The following is a 14,066-nucleotide window of genomic DNA, read 5'->3' as shown; positions in this document are numbered from 1 at the left end:
ACACCTGTCTGCAGACTGGCCTCCTGCACGCAGAGTGAGGGATCGAGGTATCGGTGCCGACGTATCGGTACCTCTGAAGCGTCGGCTCTCAGCACGATCGCCCGGGGCGCCGACGTGCCGGCGCACCGGCTGCCTCGCTCCGCAGATCACCCCGGGGAGAACGCTCCGATGAGTTCGTTGATGCCGAGGACGAGGAAGAGCGCGGCGATCACCCCGAGGATGATGTTGAGGACCCAGCCGTTGCGCCACTTCTCGGGCATGTGCCGACCGTTGAGGAGCAGCAGGAGCGTGATCGCGAGGAACGGCATGAAGAAGGATCCGAGCACCCCGTAGGCGATGATGATGCTCACCGGTTTGCCGATCAGCAGGAGCAGCATCGGCGGGAACGTCAGCCAGAGCACGTAGAATTTGTAGTACTTGCCGCCCGAGCGACGATCGGGGTGGTGCTCGTCCTTCTTGCGCACCCGGCCCCAGAAGTCCGCGAACATGATGGACACGCCGTTCCACACGCCGAGGACGGAGGAGAACGAGGCCGCCCAGAAGCCGAGGAGGAAGAGGTTGCCGACGAAGCCGCCGTAGCGGTCGGCGAGCACCCCGGAGAGTTCGACGAGGCCTTCATCGCCGGATTCGATGGCGATGTTCGCCGAGTACAGCAGCTCGGCGCCGATGATGAGCATCGAGATGACGAAGACACCGGAGATGATATAGGCGACCGTGTTGTCGATGCGCATCACCCGCATCCACTTCGGCTGATACCAGCCCTTCTCCTTGAGCCAGTAGCCGTAGGCGGCCAGCGTGATCGTGCCGCCGACACCGCCGGCGATGCTCAGGGTGTTGATGACACCGCCCTCGGGGATGATCGGAACAAGGCCTTTGACCGCATCGAGGACATTCGGTGCCGCGAAGGCCGCCGAGCCGACGACGGTGAGGAACATCAGCCCGACGAAGACAGCGACGAGCTTCTCGATGGCGTGGTACTTCCCGATCCACACGAGTCCCGCGCCGACGAGGCCGGAGAAGATCGCGTAGACGATGAAGGGGATCTGCGGGAAGACGGTGTAGATCGGCAGCGCCGAGGCGGACATCGCCGTGGCACCGTAGACGAAGCCCCAGATCATGATGTAGGGACCGAAGTAGATCGACGTCCACCGGCCCAGCCTGCGCCAGCCCTCGAAGATCGAATGTCCCGTCGCCAGCGACCACCGGCCCGCTCCCTCGACGAGGAAGATCTTGATCACCACTCCGGCGATGACCGCCCAGAGCAGGGCATAGCCGAACTTCGAACCGGCGACGAGGGTCGCCACGAGGTCTCCGGCGCCGATGCCGGTGGCGGCGACCACGAGGCCGGGACCCAACAGCCTCCATCTGGGCGGCGGCCCGTCATCGTGCGTGTCGGCGGCGTCGATGCCGCTCGGGTTCTCAGGTGGTGTCTGATCTGCGCTCACGGCAACCATCCTCGTGAGATGTCGGTCACGGTCTGTGTTTCACTCTACATGCTGGTGCTGACATGATTCGGCCGTGCGGTTCGCCATGTCAGTGGGGCATGAGAAGCTGAGGCAATGGATCGAGCGATGAGCGTGGTGCCGACCGAGGTGCTCCTCGACCTCGCCGGCGAGGCGGCGTTCGCGCGGGGGCAGGCCTATCTCAATCAGGGTCGCGTCCTCCGTGCCGTGTGGTCGAGTGATGGGCAGGAGCTCGTCGGCGACGTCGTCGGATCGAGCGGCCTCTACAACGTCAGCGTCGTCTTCGATGACAATGAGGGCGAGGGACTGGGGGAGGTCGCCGGTGCCCATTGCTCCTGCCCGGTCGGTCGTAGCTGCAAGCACTGCGTGGCGCTGCTGCTGTTCAACAATGCACGTGTCTTCGATGACGACGCACGCGAGCGTCCACGGAGCGCTGAAGCCCACGGACAGGACGTCGCGGCTCCGCGCCGATTCCCCAGCATACGATCCTCGGGCAGACCGGCACCGACCCCGGAGTGGAGGAGGCGCCTCGACCGGATCGTCGAAGTCTCCCGTCCGCGCGCGACCGCGCCCGAAACCCCGCTGGCGCTCGGCTTCGAGCTCCACCGTCCGCAGAATCGCCGCTACTTCCGGTCCAAGGCTCCCGGCAGGCTCAAGGTCTCCGAACTCGCCGAGGAGGTCGAACCGGAGCTGCACATCCGCCCCCTCGTACCCGGGTCGAAGGATAATTGGATCAAGGGACAGTCCGGTTGGCACTGGTTCTCGACCCGAATGAATTCCGCCCGTTTCGATCCCGAACAGTTCGAGTGGTTCTTCCGCCTGGCCACCCTCGACGACGCGATCGGCTATCGCGGGTACTCGAACTCCTCGGCGACGATCATCCTCGACGACTTCTCCTCACCCTTCCTGTGGACCCTGCTTGCCCAGGCGAACGATGCCCACATCCCCCTGATCAGCGCCGATAAGCAGATCGACGTGCGCCTCGCCGAATCCGCGTCTTTTCGCATCGACATCACTCGGTCAGGAGATGAGCTCAACCTCGCCCCCGAAGTGGCGCTCGAGGGCCGGACTGTCCCGCTGGAGACGGTGCGTCCGATCGGTTCCGAGGGCGTCTACTCGCTGACCCTGACGGGACAGTCGAAGGCCACGATCACGCTCGCCCCGCTGAGCTCAAAGCTCAGCCCGGGGCAGCGGACGTTGCTGGCGACCACCTCGGCGACGGAGATCCCTGCCGAAGCCCACGAGAACTTCTTCAAACGGATCCTGCCGCTGCTGCGCTCGCCCGCCGGTCGCGGAGATACGGACTCGATCATCAGCAGCGACGACTCGGTCGAGCTGCCCGTGGAACGCCCTCCGCAGCTGAACCTGCAGCTCAGCTATGCCGGCCCGGCCGCCGGCGGCAAGGAGAAGGAAGGTCGTCGGACCGCGGCGGGACAAGGCCGGACAACCGGTCGACAGCTCGACCGGCAGTCCGGCGGAAGCCTCCGACTCGAATGGTCGTGGACCTACTTCTCGCCGAAGCGGACCTACCCCTTGGTCGGCCACCACAGCGAGTTCGCAGAGCCGAACCAGGGGCGTGATTCGAAGTTCGAACGCGCCACACTGGCGCGCGTGCACGGGATCGACCTGACCGCCGCCAGAACGGAATCGGCGAGCCTGACCGGCATCGAGGTGGCGACCTTCTCCACCCGCATCCTCCCGCAGCTCGAGGCACTCGAGGAGGTCGCGGTGAGCATCAGCGACCCGGATGCCGCCCCCGAGTTCCGTGAGCTCGAGGCCGAACCTGCGATCTCGATCCGGACCGAGGGCAGCGACGGCTCCGACTGGTTCGACCTCGGCATCGACGTGAGCATCGACGGCCACGAGATCCCCTTCGTCGACCTGTTCAGGGCCTTGGCCACCGAGGAGAGTCACCTGCTGCTCGAGGACGGATCGTACTTCTCCCTCGACGATCTCGCCTTCGACCGACTGCGTGAACTTCTCGCCGAGGCGGCCTCGCTCGACGGGTTCTCACCGGAGAAACCCCAGATCAGCCGCTACCAGACCGCCCTGTACGACGAGTTCGAAGACCTCGCCGACGACGTCGCCGAGGATCCGCGATGGGCCGGCCTGATGGATGGGCTCAGGCAGCTGGACTCCATCGCCGAGGCGGCGGTGCCGCAGACCGTGCATGCCGAGTTGCGGCCCTACCAGGTCGAGGGATTCCGGTGGTTGGCGTTCCTGCTCGAGCACAACCTCGGCGGGATCCTCGCCGACGACATGGGGCTGGGCAAGACCCTGCAGACGCTCGCACTCATCGACCACGACCGGACCAGGCGGAAGACCGCTGGGGGTGCGGCCGGGTCTGTCGTCGCCGGTCCAGTCAAGGGGCCGCGAGCGGGAGCCGGTGAGAGTGCAGCAGATGGGCTCCCGCCGTTCCTCGTCGTCGCCCCCACCTCGGTGGTGGCGAACTGGGTGCTCGAGGCCAGGAAGTTCACCCCGCACCTTACGGTGACCGCGGTGTCCGCGACGACGAAGAAGAGCAAAGTCCACGTCGCCCAGGCGGTCGCCGGTGCCGATATCGTCATCACCTCGTACGCGGTGATGCGGTTGGACATCGAGGAGTTCGCCGGACTCGACTGGGCGGGAGTGATCTTCGACGAGGCGCAGTTCATGAAGAACCACCAGGCGAAGACGCACCGCGCAGCCAGACGGCTCACGGCCCCGTTCCGCCTGGCGATCACGGGCACGCCGATGGAGAATTCGCTCACCGATGTGTGGTCGCTCGCGGCGATCACGGCGCCGGGACTGTTTCCGAATGCGAAGGCGTTCCGCGAAGACTACGTCAGGCCGATCGAATCGGGAGAGGACCCGGAGCGGATGACGCGGCTGCGCTCGCGGCTGCGGCCGTTCATGCTGCGGCGGACGAAGGACCTCGTCGCCGCCGATCTGCCGGAAAAGCAGGAGCAGGTGCTCTCCGTCGAACTCGAACCGGCGCACCGCAGGCTCTACGACACGGTCCTCCAGCGCGAACGCAAACAGGTGCTCGGCCTCCTCGGCGATTTCGAGAAGAACCGCTTCGCGATCTTCCGCTCGCTCACCCTGCTGCGGATGCTCGCCCTTGACCCGGGCATCGTCGCCGAGCATGCCGAGTCGGGGATCGGGTCGAGCAAGCTGCATGTGCTCATGGAATATCTGGGCGAGATCACCGCCGAAGACCACCGGGCGCTCGTGTTCAGCCAGTTCACGAGCTACCTGCGAGCGGTCGCGGCCGAACTCGAGGAGGCCGGAATCGACTATGTCTACCTCGACGGGTCGACGAAGGACCGGACCACTGTCATCGAGTCCTTCCGCGAGGGGCGGGCTCCGGTGTTCCTCATCAGTCTCAAGGCAGGCGGCTTCGGGCTGACCCTGACCGAGGCGGACTATGTGTTCCTCCTCGACCCGTGGTGGAATCCGGCAGCCGAATCGCAGGCGATCGACCGGACACATCGGATTGGGCAGACCCGCAACGTCATGGTCTACCGGCTCGTCGCGGAGAACACGATCGAGGAGAAGGTGCTGGCGCTGCAGGCGAAGAAGGCCGAACTGTTCACCGCGCTCATGGACAACGGCAGCGCCTTCAACGAGGTGATCTCCGCCGCCGACATCAGAGGGCTGCTCGAGGAGTAGAGGCTGTTCCAGGGGTAGGGGGCTGTCCGAAGGGCAGGGCTCCTCGGTCGGTCGAACGGCGACCGGCCGGTTGAGGGCAGACCTCCGTGTGACAATGGTGGACGTGATGACTCAGGCGAGAGGGCGACGGGCCCGGCGCGGCAGTGCAGCCGCCGGCTTCGCCACCTTCGTGGCCCTGACCTCACACGTCATCGGCGGCGGGGCACTGCCCACACTGATGGGTGTACTTGTGCCGCTCGTTCTCTCGACGCTCGTCTGCGTCCTGCTCGCCGGCCGGAGGCTGTCGCTGCCCAGACTGTCACTGTCGGTGGTGGCCAGCCAGTCACTGTTCCATCTCCTCTTCTCCGTCTTCATACCGATGGCCGGAGCCGCCGGTCCGACGAACGCGGTGGAACGTCATGCGATGCACCACGGCGGAGCCGCGTCGATGCCCGGGTCCATGGCAGGAGCGCACGGTGCGATGTCCGGAATGTCCGGGTCGATGTCGAGCTCGGGCGCCGATGCCATGGCGGCCCACTCGCACACTTCGCCGGCCATGCTTGCAGCCCACCTCGTCGCAGCCGTTCTCACCATCGCCATGATCTATTGGTCGGAGGTGCTACCGGAGCGGATCGGCAGCTTCGTCCGACTCGTCGTCCGCGCGCTGCTGCCGAGCCCGGCCCGGCCGATCCCGGTTCCGAGCCGACCGATGCGCCGCCTCGGCGTTGTCGATATCCTGCCGCGCCACCTCGGCGTGCTGCGTTCGCCGGTGCTGACTCGCGGGCCTCCCGTGACGGCTTTCTGACTTCATCATCTTTGACCTCAGCGTCAGCGGATTCCCGCTGGTGCGTGCTCGGCTGACCGACTTCTCCCGGCGGCGAGCACTTTTCACAGAAAGCTTCAGCATGACCATTCACTCATCACCCCTGCCCGAAAGTCGGAGTAACGACTCCGAGAAACCGGGGCACGGTTCCGCACCACCGAGTCACGACTCCGCCTCGCCGGGATGCGCCTCCACGTCACCGGGCCCAGCCAGACGCGGTTGGTTCGGCCAGTTTCTGCGTCGCCTGCACTTCTACGCCGGAATCTTCGTCGGACCGTTCATCCTCGTCGCCGCGCTCAGTGGGGCTCTCTACGCACTCAGTCCGCAGCTGGAGAAGCTCGTCTATGCCGATGAGCTCTCCGTCCCACCTGCGGCGGAGACCCTGCCCTTGGCCGATCAGGTCAGCGCCGCCGATAACTACATCGGGCCTGGTCACACGATCAGCGCAGTCCGGCCCGCCCCCGAACCCGGAGCCACGACCCGGGTGATGTATGCCGACCCCGAGCTCGGGGAGAGCGAATCCCGGGCGGTCTTCGTCAATCCCGCCACCGCCGAGGTGACCGGCGACCTCACGGTGTACGGAACCTCGGGCGCCCTGCCCCTGCGAACCTGGATCGACCAGCTGCACCGGGGGCTGCACCTCGGCGATTTCGGTCGCTACTACAGCGAACTCGCGGCCTCCTGGTTGGGCATCATCGCCGCCGCCGGTCTGGGCCTGTGGGTGACCAGGTTCGTCAAGGCGCGACGGAAGTCAACGCTGCTGCACCCGACGACACGACACAAGGGACTGCGCCGCACCCTGTCCTGGCACGCCTCGGTCGGCGTGTGGGTCGGGATCGGGATGCTGTTTCTGTCCGCGACGGGAATCACCTGGTCACAGCTGGGCGGGGACAATGTCACCAAGTTGCGCGAGGCTCTCGACTGGACGGCACCGGCGGTGTCGACCGACCTGGCGGAGTCGGACGGGGCTTCCGGGGCCGGTGAGCACGCGCACCACCAAGGTGCGGGTGATTCGACCGAAGCCGACACCACCGGACCAGCCGTCGACCCAGGAGATTTCGACATGATGCTGTCCATGGCAAGGCAGATCAATATCGATTCCACGCAGGTGGAGATCCTGCCGCCCGAGGACGCCAGCCAGGCGTGGGTCGTCCAGGAGATCCAGCGCAGCTATCCGACTCAGGTCGATGCCGTGGCGTTCGACCCGGACACCATGGAGGTCACCGATCAGGTCGACTTCTCCGACTACGGGCACGTTTCGAAGCTCGCTCGCTGGGGCATCGACATCCACATGGGCACGATGTTCGGGCTGGCCAATCAGATCGTCATGTTCCTCGTCGCCATCGCGATCGCGGCCATGGTCGTGTGGGGCTACGTGATGTGGTGGCAGCGCCGCCCGAAGCACGACCCGTCGAGGAGGTTCGGCATCACCCCCGCCCGCGGAGTCTTGCGCGGTGCACCGTGGTGGGGTGTCGCGGCAGTGGTCGTCGGTGCGGTGGCGGTCGGTGTGCTGCTGCCGCTCGTCGGGCTCAGCCTCATCGCCTTCGTGGTCGTCGACGTTCTGCTGGGTGCCAGGGCCCGGCGGCGATCACGCTCATAAAGCAGGATCGACGAGGTTGCTTGTGATTCCCTCAAGATACCGCTGTCCCAGCGGGGTCAGCGAGAGGTCCTTGCGTTTGGCACCGGTGCGCGGTGCGTCGACGGCGGCGCTGGCGATGAGTCCGGAATCCTGCAGGCGCTTGATCGTGCGGTAGAGGCCGCGTTCGGTCACGTGCCATCCCGTGGATCGGGCGACCGCCTCGGCGATGGTGGTGATTCCGGCGGGCTGGTGGCGGCCGATGATCGAGAGGATGACCGGGGTGAGCATCGACTTCTTGTAGGTCTCGACCCAGGAGTCGATCTTGTCGGCCAGCCACTCCTCGCTCTCCTCGGGGCGGGACGGGGCCACGTTCAGTCCTCCCAGCCGCGGCCGAGTACCGAGCCGAGGAGGTGGAAGAGCAGTCCGAGCCCCCACAGGGCGCTCATCACGAGCGTGGCTCCGAACCAGGAGCTCTCGAGCAGGGCCCGTATCGGGGCGCCGGCGCCATCGACCTCGAAGGGGGTGAACATCACGCGGATGATCGCGTGCAGATTATAGGAAGTCGTGATGGTGACGAAGGCGATGACATGGGCGATGACCACGCCGAAGCGCACATGCCGCAGAGCACGCTGCTTGAGTATCAGCCACACGGCGATGCCGATGGCGACGAGCGCGGTGAGTCCGCCGGCGAGGATCGTGACCTCGCCGCCGGTGAGCGCGATGACGATCTGGATGACGAGCATCGCGCCGATGAGCCCGAGTGCATAGGGGAGAAGGAGGGTGCGGGAGTTGGGGGAACTTGTCTGGACTGGGGTGTTCTGCGTTGTGCCCATACAGGTACTGTACCAATGGTTCACTACATTGTGAAGGGTCGCGTCGTCGCGGTCCGCGGGATTGCGGACGCGGAGTCCTCCTCGAGCTCGCCTGAGCGTAGGGTGGTGTCATGCCGCAGTTTCTGCTCACTTCCACTCCGCCGACAGGCTCCTCCGGCGACGCTTCTGAGAGCGGGGGATGCGGAAACGGACACGGGAACGGTCGCGGAACTGCGCACCTGGGACACCAACCCCCACCCCGCGAACGCGGCCCCGTCGTGCGCGGCCGCCGCTCGCTCATCACGCTCTGCGCCGTCCTTCTCATCGCCTGGGTCGGGATCTCGGGAGTCGGTGGACCGTACTTCGGGAAGATCTCCGAGGTGGCGACGAACGACCGCTCGAGCTTCCTGCCCGAATCGGCCGAATCGACCCGCGCCCAGGAACTCATCGATCAGTTCAGCGACCTCGACTACGTGCCCGCGATCGTCGTCCTCGAGAACACCGACGGCGTCGACGATGCCGAAACCACCGACCTCGAGGACCTGACGACGACTCTCGAAGACGAGGGCCTGCTCGCCGCCGACGCCTCACCGGTGATCCCGGCCGAGGACGGCGACGCCCTCCAGCTCATCCTCCCGGTCTCCTCAGAGACCACCGGAGATGACGTCGAACGCATCCGCGCCGCCATCGCCGATACATTCCCGACCGCGGCCGCCTCCAGCGGGACCGCTGACGTCAAAGCCCCCACCGTCACAGCCGACGTCTACGTCACCGGCCCCGCCGGGTTCGCCGCCGACCTCTCCGAGGCCTTCGCCGGTATCGATGGCATCCTCCTGCTCGTGGCCCTCATCGCGGTCTTCGTCATCCTCGTCATCGTCTACCGCTCACCCCTGCTGCCGGTCATCGTTCTCTTCACCTCGGTCGCCGCGCTCGCCGCCTCGATCTTCGTCATCTGGCACCTTGCCGACGCCGGCATCCTGCTCATCAACGGGCAGGTCCAGGGCATCCTCTTCATCCTCGTCGTCGGCGCCACCACTGACTATTCCCTGCTCGTCGTCGCCCGGTTCCGCGATGCCCTGCTGACCGAGACCGACCGTGTCCGCGCGGGCCTGTCTGCTCTCAAGGGCGTGATCGAACCCATTGCGGCCTCCGGCGGCACGGTCATCGCCGGTCTCCTCGTCCTCCTCGTCACCGACCTCGCCTCCACCCGCGCGCTCGGTCCGGTCGCCGCGATCGGCATCCTCGTGGCCATGCTCGCAGCCCTGACCTTCCTGCCCGCGGCGCTGATGATCATCGGCCGCTCCGTGTTCTGGCCCTTCCGTCCCCGGGTGCGCACCACCTCGGCGACGGTGGCGAAGAAAGGTCTGTGGGCCCGGATCGCCGAGGTGGTCGGCAAGCGGCCGCGGACCATCTGGATCACCCTCGTCATCCTCCTCGCCCTGCCGCTCATCGCCGTCCCGCAGTTCAAGGCCTCCGGGGTGGCGCAGAGCGAATTCGTCCTCGGCGAATCCGAGGCCCGCGACGGTCAGTCCGTCCTCGCCGAGCACTTCCCCGGCGGATCCGGCTCGCCCACCCAGATCGTTCTGGCCGAGGGTGAACTCGAAGATGCGGCGAAGGCGATCGGCCGCCTCGGCGGGGTCGAATCGATGTCCGTCACGTCGGAGGACTCACCCAGCGGGAACCTCGGGATCGACGATGAGGGCGCGCTCGAGATGCCGCGCACGGGCGGCGGACCCACGGGCCCGACCGCGCCGCCGTCTCCCACCGAGGTCGACGGCAACGTCCTGCTCGAGGTCACCCTCTCCGACGCTGCCGACTCCCTGGCGGCCGAGTCCACCGTCACCGACATCCGCGCGGCCGTCCACGACGTTGACCCGCAGGCCCTGGTGGGCGGGGAGACCGCGGTCGACCTCGACACGAACACCACCGCCGAGGCGGACCGGACCCTGGCGATCCCGCTCATCCTGCTCGTCATCACCGTCATCCTCATCCTACTGCTGCGCTCACTGCTGGCCCCGGTGCTGCTCGTCGCGCTCACGGTGCTCTCCTTCGGCACGGCGCTGGGGGTCTCGGCGCTCGTGTTCAACAACATCATCGGCTTCGCTGGGGCGGATCCCTCGGTGCCGCTCTACGCCTTCGTCTTCCTCGTGGCGCTGGGCATCGACTACAACATCTTCCTCATGTCCCGGGTGCGGGAGGAGTCGCTGCGGATCGGCACCAGGCGGGGAGTTCTGGATGGGCTCGTGGCCACGGGTGGAGTGATCACCTCGGCGGGGATCGTGCTCGCCGCGACCTTCGCCGCCCTGTCGGTGATTCCGGTGATGTTCCTCGTCCAGCTGGCCTTCATCGTCACCTTCGGCGTCCTCCTCGACGCGATCCTCGTGCGCTCCTTGGTCGTGCCGGCGCTCGTCCACGATGTCGGCCGCAGCGTCTGGTGGCCGTGGCGGAAGCGGATCCCCCGGGACTGAAATGAATTACCCCCGCACGAGATTCTCGTGCCGGGGGCATGGGGATTATCCGGATACATCTGTCGAGGGGGATCGACATGGCCCTTCAGCGGGTCGGACACTACCATTGAACTACGGGTTTGTTGCCAGTGCAACAAATTGTGAGGGAGGAAACAGGAAGTCCGATGAGCGAGCAGAGCAATGAGACGACGCCTGTCAGCACCCTCATCAAGCGTTTCGGCCCGATTCAGATTGCGTCATGGCGGCTGATGATGGAGAAGCATCAGGACTTCATGGTCCAGTTCGAGCGCGGCTTCGGTCGGCGCCATGGGCTCACCCTCAACGAATTCGATACCCTCATCAACTCCGATCCCGAGAAACCTGTGCGGCAGCGGGACCTCCTGCGCAGCATGGTGCTCAGCCGCAGCGCGCTCAGCCGACTCCTTGGTCGGCTCGAGGCGCGTGACCTCGTCATCCAGTCACCGGATCCCGATGATCAGCGGGGAGTGCTCGTCACCCTCACCGAGGCGGGGGCGCAGCTGCGAGAAGAAGCCGCGGCAACGAACGCCGAGATCATCATGGCCGGCTTCGCCGGGGTCAGCGAAGACGAGGCCGAGAATATCTTCGCGCTCGTGAGCAAGATCCGCCCGGTGCCGGTCCCGGACCCCGCCGAAGTGGGGGAGCCCGGCGGCGACGAGACGGGCGAGCCCGGTGGCGGGCCGGCTCCCGGCGAGGAACACTCGAGCTGAACCACCCCCTCGACACCGGGCGTACGATACGGGCATGAGCAATGTCGAGACCGCCCCGCAACAGGTGCTCTGCCGGCCCGGCGGGCGACCCGGCGAACACTCCGGCGGCCTGCCCGGTCCGGACTGCGACCAGAAGGATCGATCCCCGGTCGAGATCATCACCGCCCGGGAGGTTCCGCTCGGCGGCCCCCGTGCAATGACCGTGCGCCGAACCCTGCCGCAGCGACAGCGCTCCCTCATCGGACCCTGGTGCTTCGTCGACCACTACGGACCCGCCGACGTCTCGACCACCGGCGGCATGGACGTCGCCCCACACCCGCACACGGGACTGCAGACGGTCAGCTGGCTCTTTGAAGGCACCATCGAACACATCGACTCCGGCGGAGGTGCCGGCCTCGTCCGACCGGGCGAAGTCAACCTCATGTCCGCCGGCAGCGGCATCTGCCACTCCGAGGTCTCGACCACCGACACCTCCACCCTCCACGGGGTCCAACTCTGGCTGGCCCTGCCCGATTCCGTGCGCAACCTGCCCGAACGCCGCTTTGAACATTTCGCCCCCGCGCCCGTGGCCCTCGACGGTGGCGATCTCATCGTCTTCCTCGGACAGATGGCGGGACAGTCCTCCCCGGTGACCACCCATTCGCCGGTCCTCGGCGCCGAGCTGCGGCTGCGCCCCGGTGCCACGATCGACCTGCCCGTCGACCCCGAGTTCGAACACGGAGTCCTCGTCGACTCCGGCGACATCAGCGTCGAGAACGTGCCCCTGCCGCGCCACAGCCTGGGATATACGGGACTCGGCGTCGAAACGATGCGCATCGGCAACCTCGGCGAAGATGAAGGCCGGGTGGTCATCCTCGGCGGGGAGCCGTTCGGCGAGGAGATCGTCATGTGGTGGAATTTCGTGGGCCGCAGCCACGACGAGATCCGCGCCTACCGCGATGACTGGCAGGCCGAGAGCTCCCGCTTCGGCGCAGTCGACGGATACGTGGGCAAGGGCGGTCCCGGCCGCAACGCCGATGGACTCGGCAGGCTCCCCGCGCCGAGGCTGCCCGACGTTCACATCAAGGCGCGGAAGAATCCCCCGCCCCACGTTCAAGGCGGACCCGAGCGGATCGACGATCCCTGACAGCCACCCCAACGAAGGAGTCGCAAACATGAGTGAGAATCTCAAGGATTCGACCGGAGCACCCGTGACCGTCGAACTCGACGAGGACGGGAAAGCCTATACGATCGCGGTCGACGCAGGCACAATCGCCGGTCGAGCCCACTACCTGCCCGGACCCGTGCCCGAGACGGAGCGGATCTTCTATCACACGGTCGTCGACGAGGAGTTCGGCGGCAGAGGGCTCTCGAAGATCCTCGTCGCCGAGGCGCTTGCCGACTGTCGGGAGAAGGGACTGACCGTGGTCCCGATCTGCCCGCTGTTCGTGCGGAAGCTGCAGGAGACCGGGGATGACTATCAGGCCGAAGGCGGACGCTTCCGCAACGCCACCGGAGCCGACTACGCCATCGTCAAAGAGAACTCGCGGTGACCGACCGGGTCGACTTCCGCTCCGACACCGTCACTAAGCCCAGCGTCGGCATGCGCCGGGCCATGGCCGACGCCGAGGTGGGCGATGCCGTCTACGACGAAGATGCGACGACGAAACGGCTCGAGTCGATGGCCGCCGAGATGCTCGGGAAGGACGCGGCACTGTTCTTCCCCTCGGCGACGCAGGCCAACCTCGCGGCGATCATGGCCCACTGCGGGCGCGGCGACGAATTCATCGTCGGCCAGACCGCGCACGCCTACCGTGACGAGGGCGGGGGAGCGGCAGTGCTGGGATCGGTCCAGCCGCAGCCGCTGCCGAACGAACCCGAGGGGATCATCGATCTCGAGGCCATCGCCTCGGCGATCAAACCCGATGACTTCCACAACCCGGTCACCCGGCTGCTCACGTTGGAGAACACGTTCAACGGGCTGCCTTTGCCCGAAGCCTACGTCCAGGAGGCGACCGAGCTGGCGCGCGATCGCGGGCTGGCGACCCACCTCGACGGGGCGCGGATCATGAACGCCGTCGTGTCCACAGGTCGCGCAGCTGCGGCAGTGGCGGGGCGGTTCGATTCGGCCACGCTCTGCCTGTCGAAGGGCCTCGGCGCCCCGGTCGGTGCGCTGCTCGCCGGCCCTGCGGAACTGGTGGGCAGGGCCAAACGACTGCGGAAGACCCTGGGCGGAGGCATGCGTCAGACCGGAGTCATCGCCGCGGCAGGGATCTATGCGCTCGAGAACAATGTCGAGCGTCTGCGCGAGGATCACGATCGGGCTGCCCGGTTGGCCGAGATCTTCGCCGACTACCCCGAGCTCGGCGCCGGTGAGGCCCGCACGAACATGGTCTTCCTGTCCCCGGACGGTGTGGACATGGAGGCCTTCAGCTCTTTGTTGAGTGAGCGCGGCATCGTCACCGGCGGTGCACACGGCAAACTGCGCTGGGTCACGCATCTCGACATCGACGACGAGGCGATCGAGCGCGTCCGGCGTGTGTGCAAGGAGTTCTTCGGCAGGTAGGGGAGGTCCGGGCTGGGT

11 protein-coding genes are annotated in these 14,066 nt (G+C 66.7%); 8 read left to right on the top strand and 3 right to left on the bottom strand.

Features of this window, described 5'->3' with window-relative positions; all coding sequences use genetic code 11:
* Nucleotides 1-146: 146 nt before the first annotated feature.
* Nucleotides 147-1,454 carry an Nramp family divalent metal transporter gene (locus ACH82I_RS09790; RefSeq protein ID WP_413332241.1) on the bottom strand — a complete coding sequence of 436 codons (1,308 nt, stop codon included), beginning with the start codon at nucleotides 1,452-1,454 and terminating at the stop codon, nucleotides 147-149.
* A 117-nt stretch (nucleotides 1,455-1,571) separates the two neighbouring features.
* Between ACH82I_RS09790 and ACH82I_RS09785 the strand changes: the two genes are divergently transcribed.
* The 3 genes from ACH82I_RS09785 to ACH82I_RS09775 all read left to right on the top strand — a co-directional run bounded on the left by ACH82I_RS09785 (nucleotide 1,572) and on the right by ACH82I_RS09775 (nucleotide 7,516).
* A complete protein-coding gene (locus tag ACH82I_RS09785) occupies nucleotides 1,572-5,114 on the top strand; it encodes an SNF2-related protein (protein ID WP_413332239.1) in 3,543 nt (1,180 codons plus the stop codon).
* Between the two features lie 106 nt (nucleotides 5,115-5,220).
* Complete coding sequence (locus ACH82I_RS09780) at nucleotides 5,221-5,898, top strand: hypothetical protein (protein WP_413332237.1); 678 nt, start codon at nucleotides 5,221-5,223, stop codon at nucleotides 5,896-5,898.
* A gap of 100 nt (nucleotides 5,899-5,998) precedes the next feature.
* Complete coding sequence (locus ACH82I_RS09775) at nucleotides 5,999-7,516, top strand: PepSY-associated TM helix domain-containing protein (RefSeq protein WP_413332236.1); 1,518 nt, start codon at nucleotides 5,999-6,001, stop codon at nucleotides 7,514-7,516.
* Here ACH82I_RS09775 and ACH82I_RS09770 read toward each other — a convergent pair.
* A complete protein-coding gene (locus tag ACH82I_RS09770; RefSeq protein WP_413332234.1) occupies nucleotides 7,511-7,864 on the bottom strand; it encodes a PadR family transcriptional regulator in 354 nt (117 codons plus the stop codon). The two genes, ACH82I_RS09775 and ACH82I_RS09770, sit on opposite strands and share 6 nt — an antisense overlap.
* Before the next feature lie 2 nt (nucleotides 7,865-7,866).
* The gene (locus tag ACH82I_RS09765) at nucleotides 7,867-8,328 is read right to left on the bottom strand and encodes a hypothetical protein (RefSeq protein WP_413332232.1); all 462 of its coding nucleotides are present in this window, start codon (nucleotides 8,326-8,328) and stop codon (nucleotides 7,867-7,869) included.
* Between the two features lie 110 nt (nucleotides 8,329-8,438).
* Here ACH82I_RS09765 and ACH82I_RS09760 point away from each other — a divergent pair, with 110 nt between their 5' ends.
* From ACH82I_RS09760 to ltaE, 5 genes are all read left to right on the top strand, one after another.
* Nucleotides 8,439-10,775 carry an MMPL family transporter gene (locus ACH82I_RS09760; protein ID WP_413332231.1) on the top strand — a complete coding sequence of 779 codons (2,337 nt, stop codon included), beginning with the start codon at nucleotides 8,439-8,441 and terminating at the stop codon, nucleotides 10,773-10,775.
* A gap of 164 nt (nucleotides 10,776-10,939) precedes the next feature.
* Nucleotides 10,940-11,503 carry a MarR family winged helix-turn-helix transcriptional regulator gene (locus ACH82I_RS09755; RefSeq protein ID WP_413332229.1) on the top strand — a complete coding sequence of 188 codons (564 nt, stop codon included), beginning with the start codon at nucleotides 10,940-10,942 and terminating at the stop codon, nucleotides 11,501-11,503.
* Between the two features lie 34 nt (nucleotides 11,504-11,537).
* Nucleotides 11,538-12,629: a pirin family protein gene (locus tag ACH82I_RS09750; RefSeq protein ID WP_413332227.1), complete on the top strand. Its 1,092-nt coding sequence runs from the start codon at nucleotides 11,538-11,540 to the stop codon at nucleotides 12,627-12,629.
* Nucleotides 12,630-12,657: 28 nt separating this feature from the next.
* Nucleotides 12,658-13,035: a GNAT family N-acetyltransferase gene (locus tag ACH82I_RS09745; RefSeq protein WP_413332225.1), complete on the top strand. Its 378-nt coding sequence runs from the start codon at nucleotides 12,658-12,660 to the stop codon at nucleotides 13,033-13,035.
* Nucleotides 13,032-14,048 carry a low-specificity L-threonine aldolase gene (gene ltaE / locus ACH82I_RS09740; protein ID WP_230745285.1) on the top strand — a complete coding sequence of 339 codons (1,017 nt, stop codon included), beginning with the start codon at nucleotides 13,032-13,034 and terminating at the stop codon, nucleotides 14,046-14,048. The genes ACH82I_RS09745 and ltaE overlap by 4 nt, the downstream gene beginning before the upstream one ends.
* Nucleotides 14,049-14,066: the final 18 nt, after the last annotated feature.

The sequence above is a fragment of the Brevibacterium sp. GP-SGM9 genome (genome assembly GCF_047300845.1).
Lineage (GTDB): Bacteria > Actinomycetota > Actinomycetes > Actinomycetales > Brevibacteriaceae > Brevibacterium.
The sequence above is the reverse complement of the archived record's forward strand: the minus strand, read 5'-3'. Positions and strand labels throughout refer to the sequence as shown.

What these genes read in the sequence shown, in the direction of transcription:
- ACH82I_RS09790 (WP_413332241.1), bottom strand. Translation starts at nt 1,454, where the DNA reads ATGGTTGCCGTGAGCGCAGATCAGACACCACCTGAGAACCCGAGCGGC.
- ACH82I_RS09785 (WP_413332239.1), top strand. Translation starts at nt 1,572, where the DNA reads ATGAGCGTGGTGCCGACCGAGGTGCTCCTCGACCTCGCCGGCGAGGCG.
- ACH82I_RS09780 (WP_413332237.1), top strand. Translation starts at nt 5,221, where the DNA reads ATGACTCAGGCGAGAGGGCGACGGGCCCGGCGCGGCAGTGCAGCCGCC.
- ACH82I_RS09775 (WP_413332236.1), top strand. Translation starts at nt 5,999, where the DNA reads ATGACCATTCACTCATCACCCCTGCCCGAAAGTCGGAGTAACGACTCC.
- ACH82I_RS09765 (WP_413332232.1), bottom strand. Translation starts at nt 8,328, where the DNA reads ATGGGCACAACGCAGAACACCCCAGTCCAGACAAGTTCCCCCAACTCC.
- ACH82I_RS09760 (WP_413332231.1), top strand. Translation starts at nt 8,439, where the DNA reads ATGCCGCAGTTTCTGCTCACTTCCACTCCGCCGACAGGCTCCTCCGGC.
- ACH82I_RS09755 (WP_413332229.1), top strand. Translation starts at nt 10,940, where the DNA reads ATGAGCGAGCAGAGCAATGAGACGACGCCTGTCAGCACCCTCATCAAG.
- ACH82I_RS09750 (WP_413332227.1), top strand. Translation starts at nt 11,538, where the DNA reads ATGAGCAATGTCGAGACCGCCCCGCAACAGGTGCTCTGCCGGCCCGGC.
- ACH82I_RS09745 (WP_413332225.1), top strand. Translation starts at nt 12,658, where the DNA reads ATGAGTGAGAATCTCAAGGATTCGACCGGAGCACCCGTGACCGTCGAA.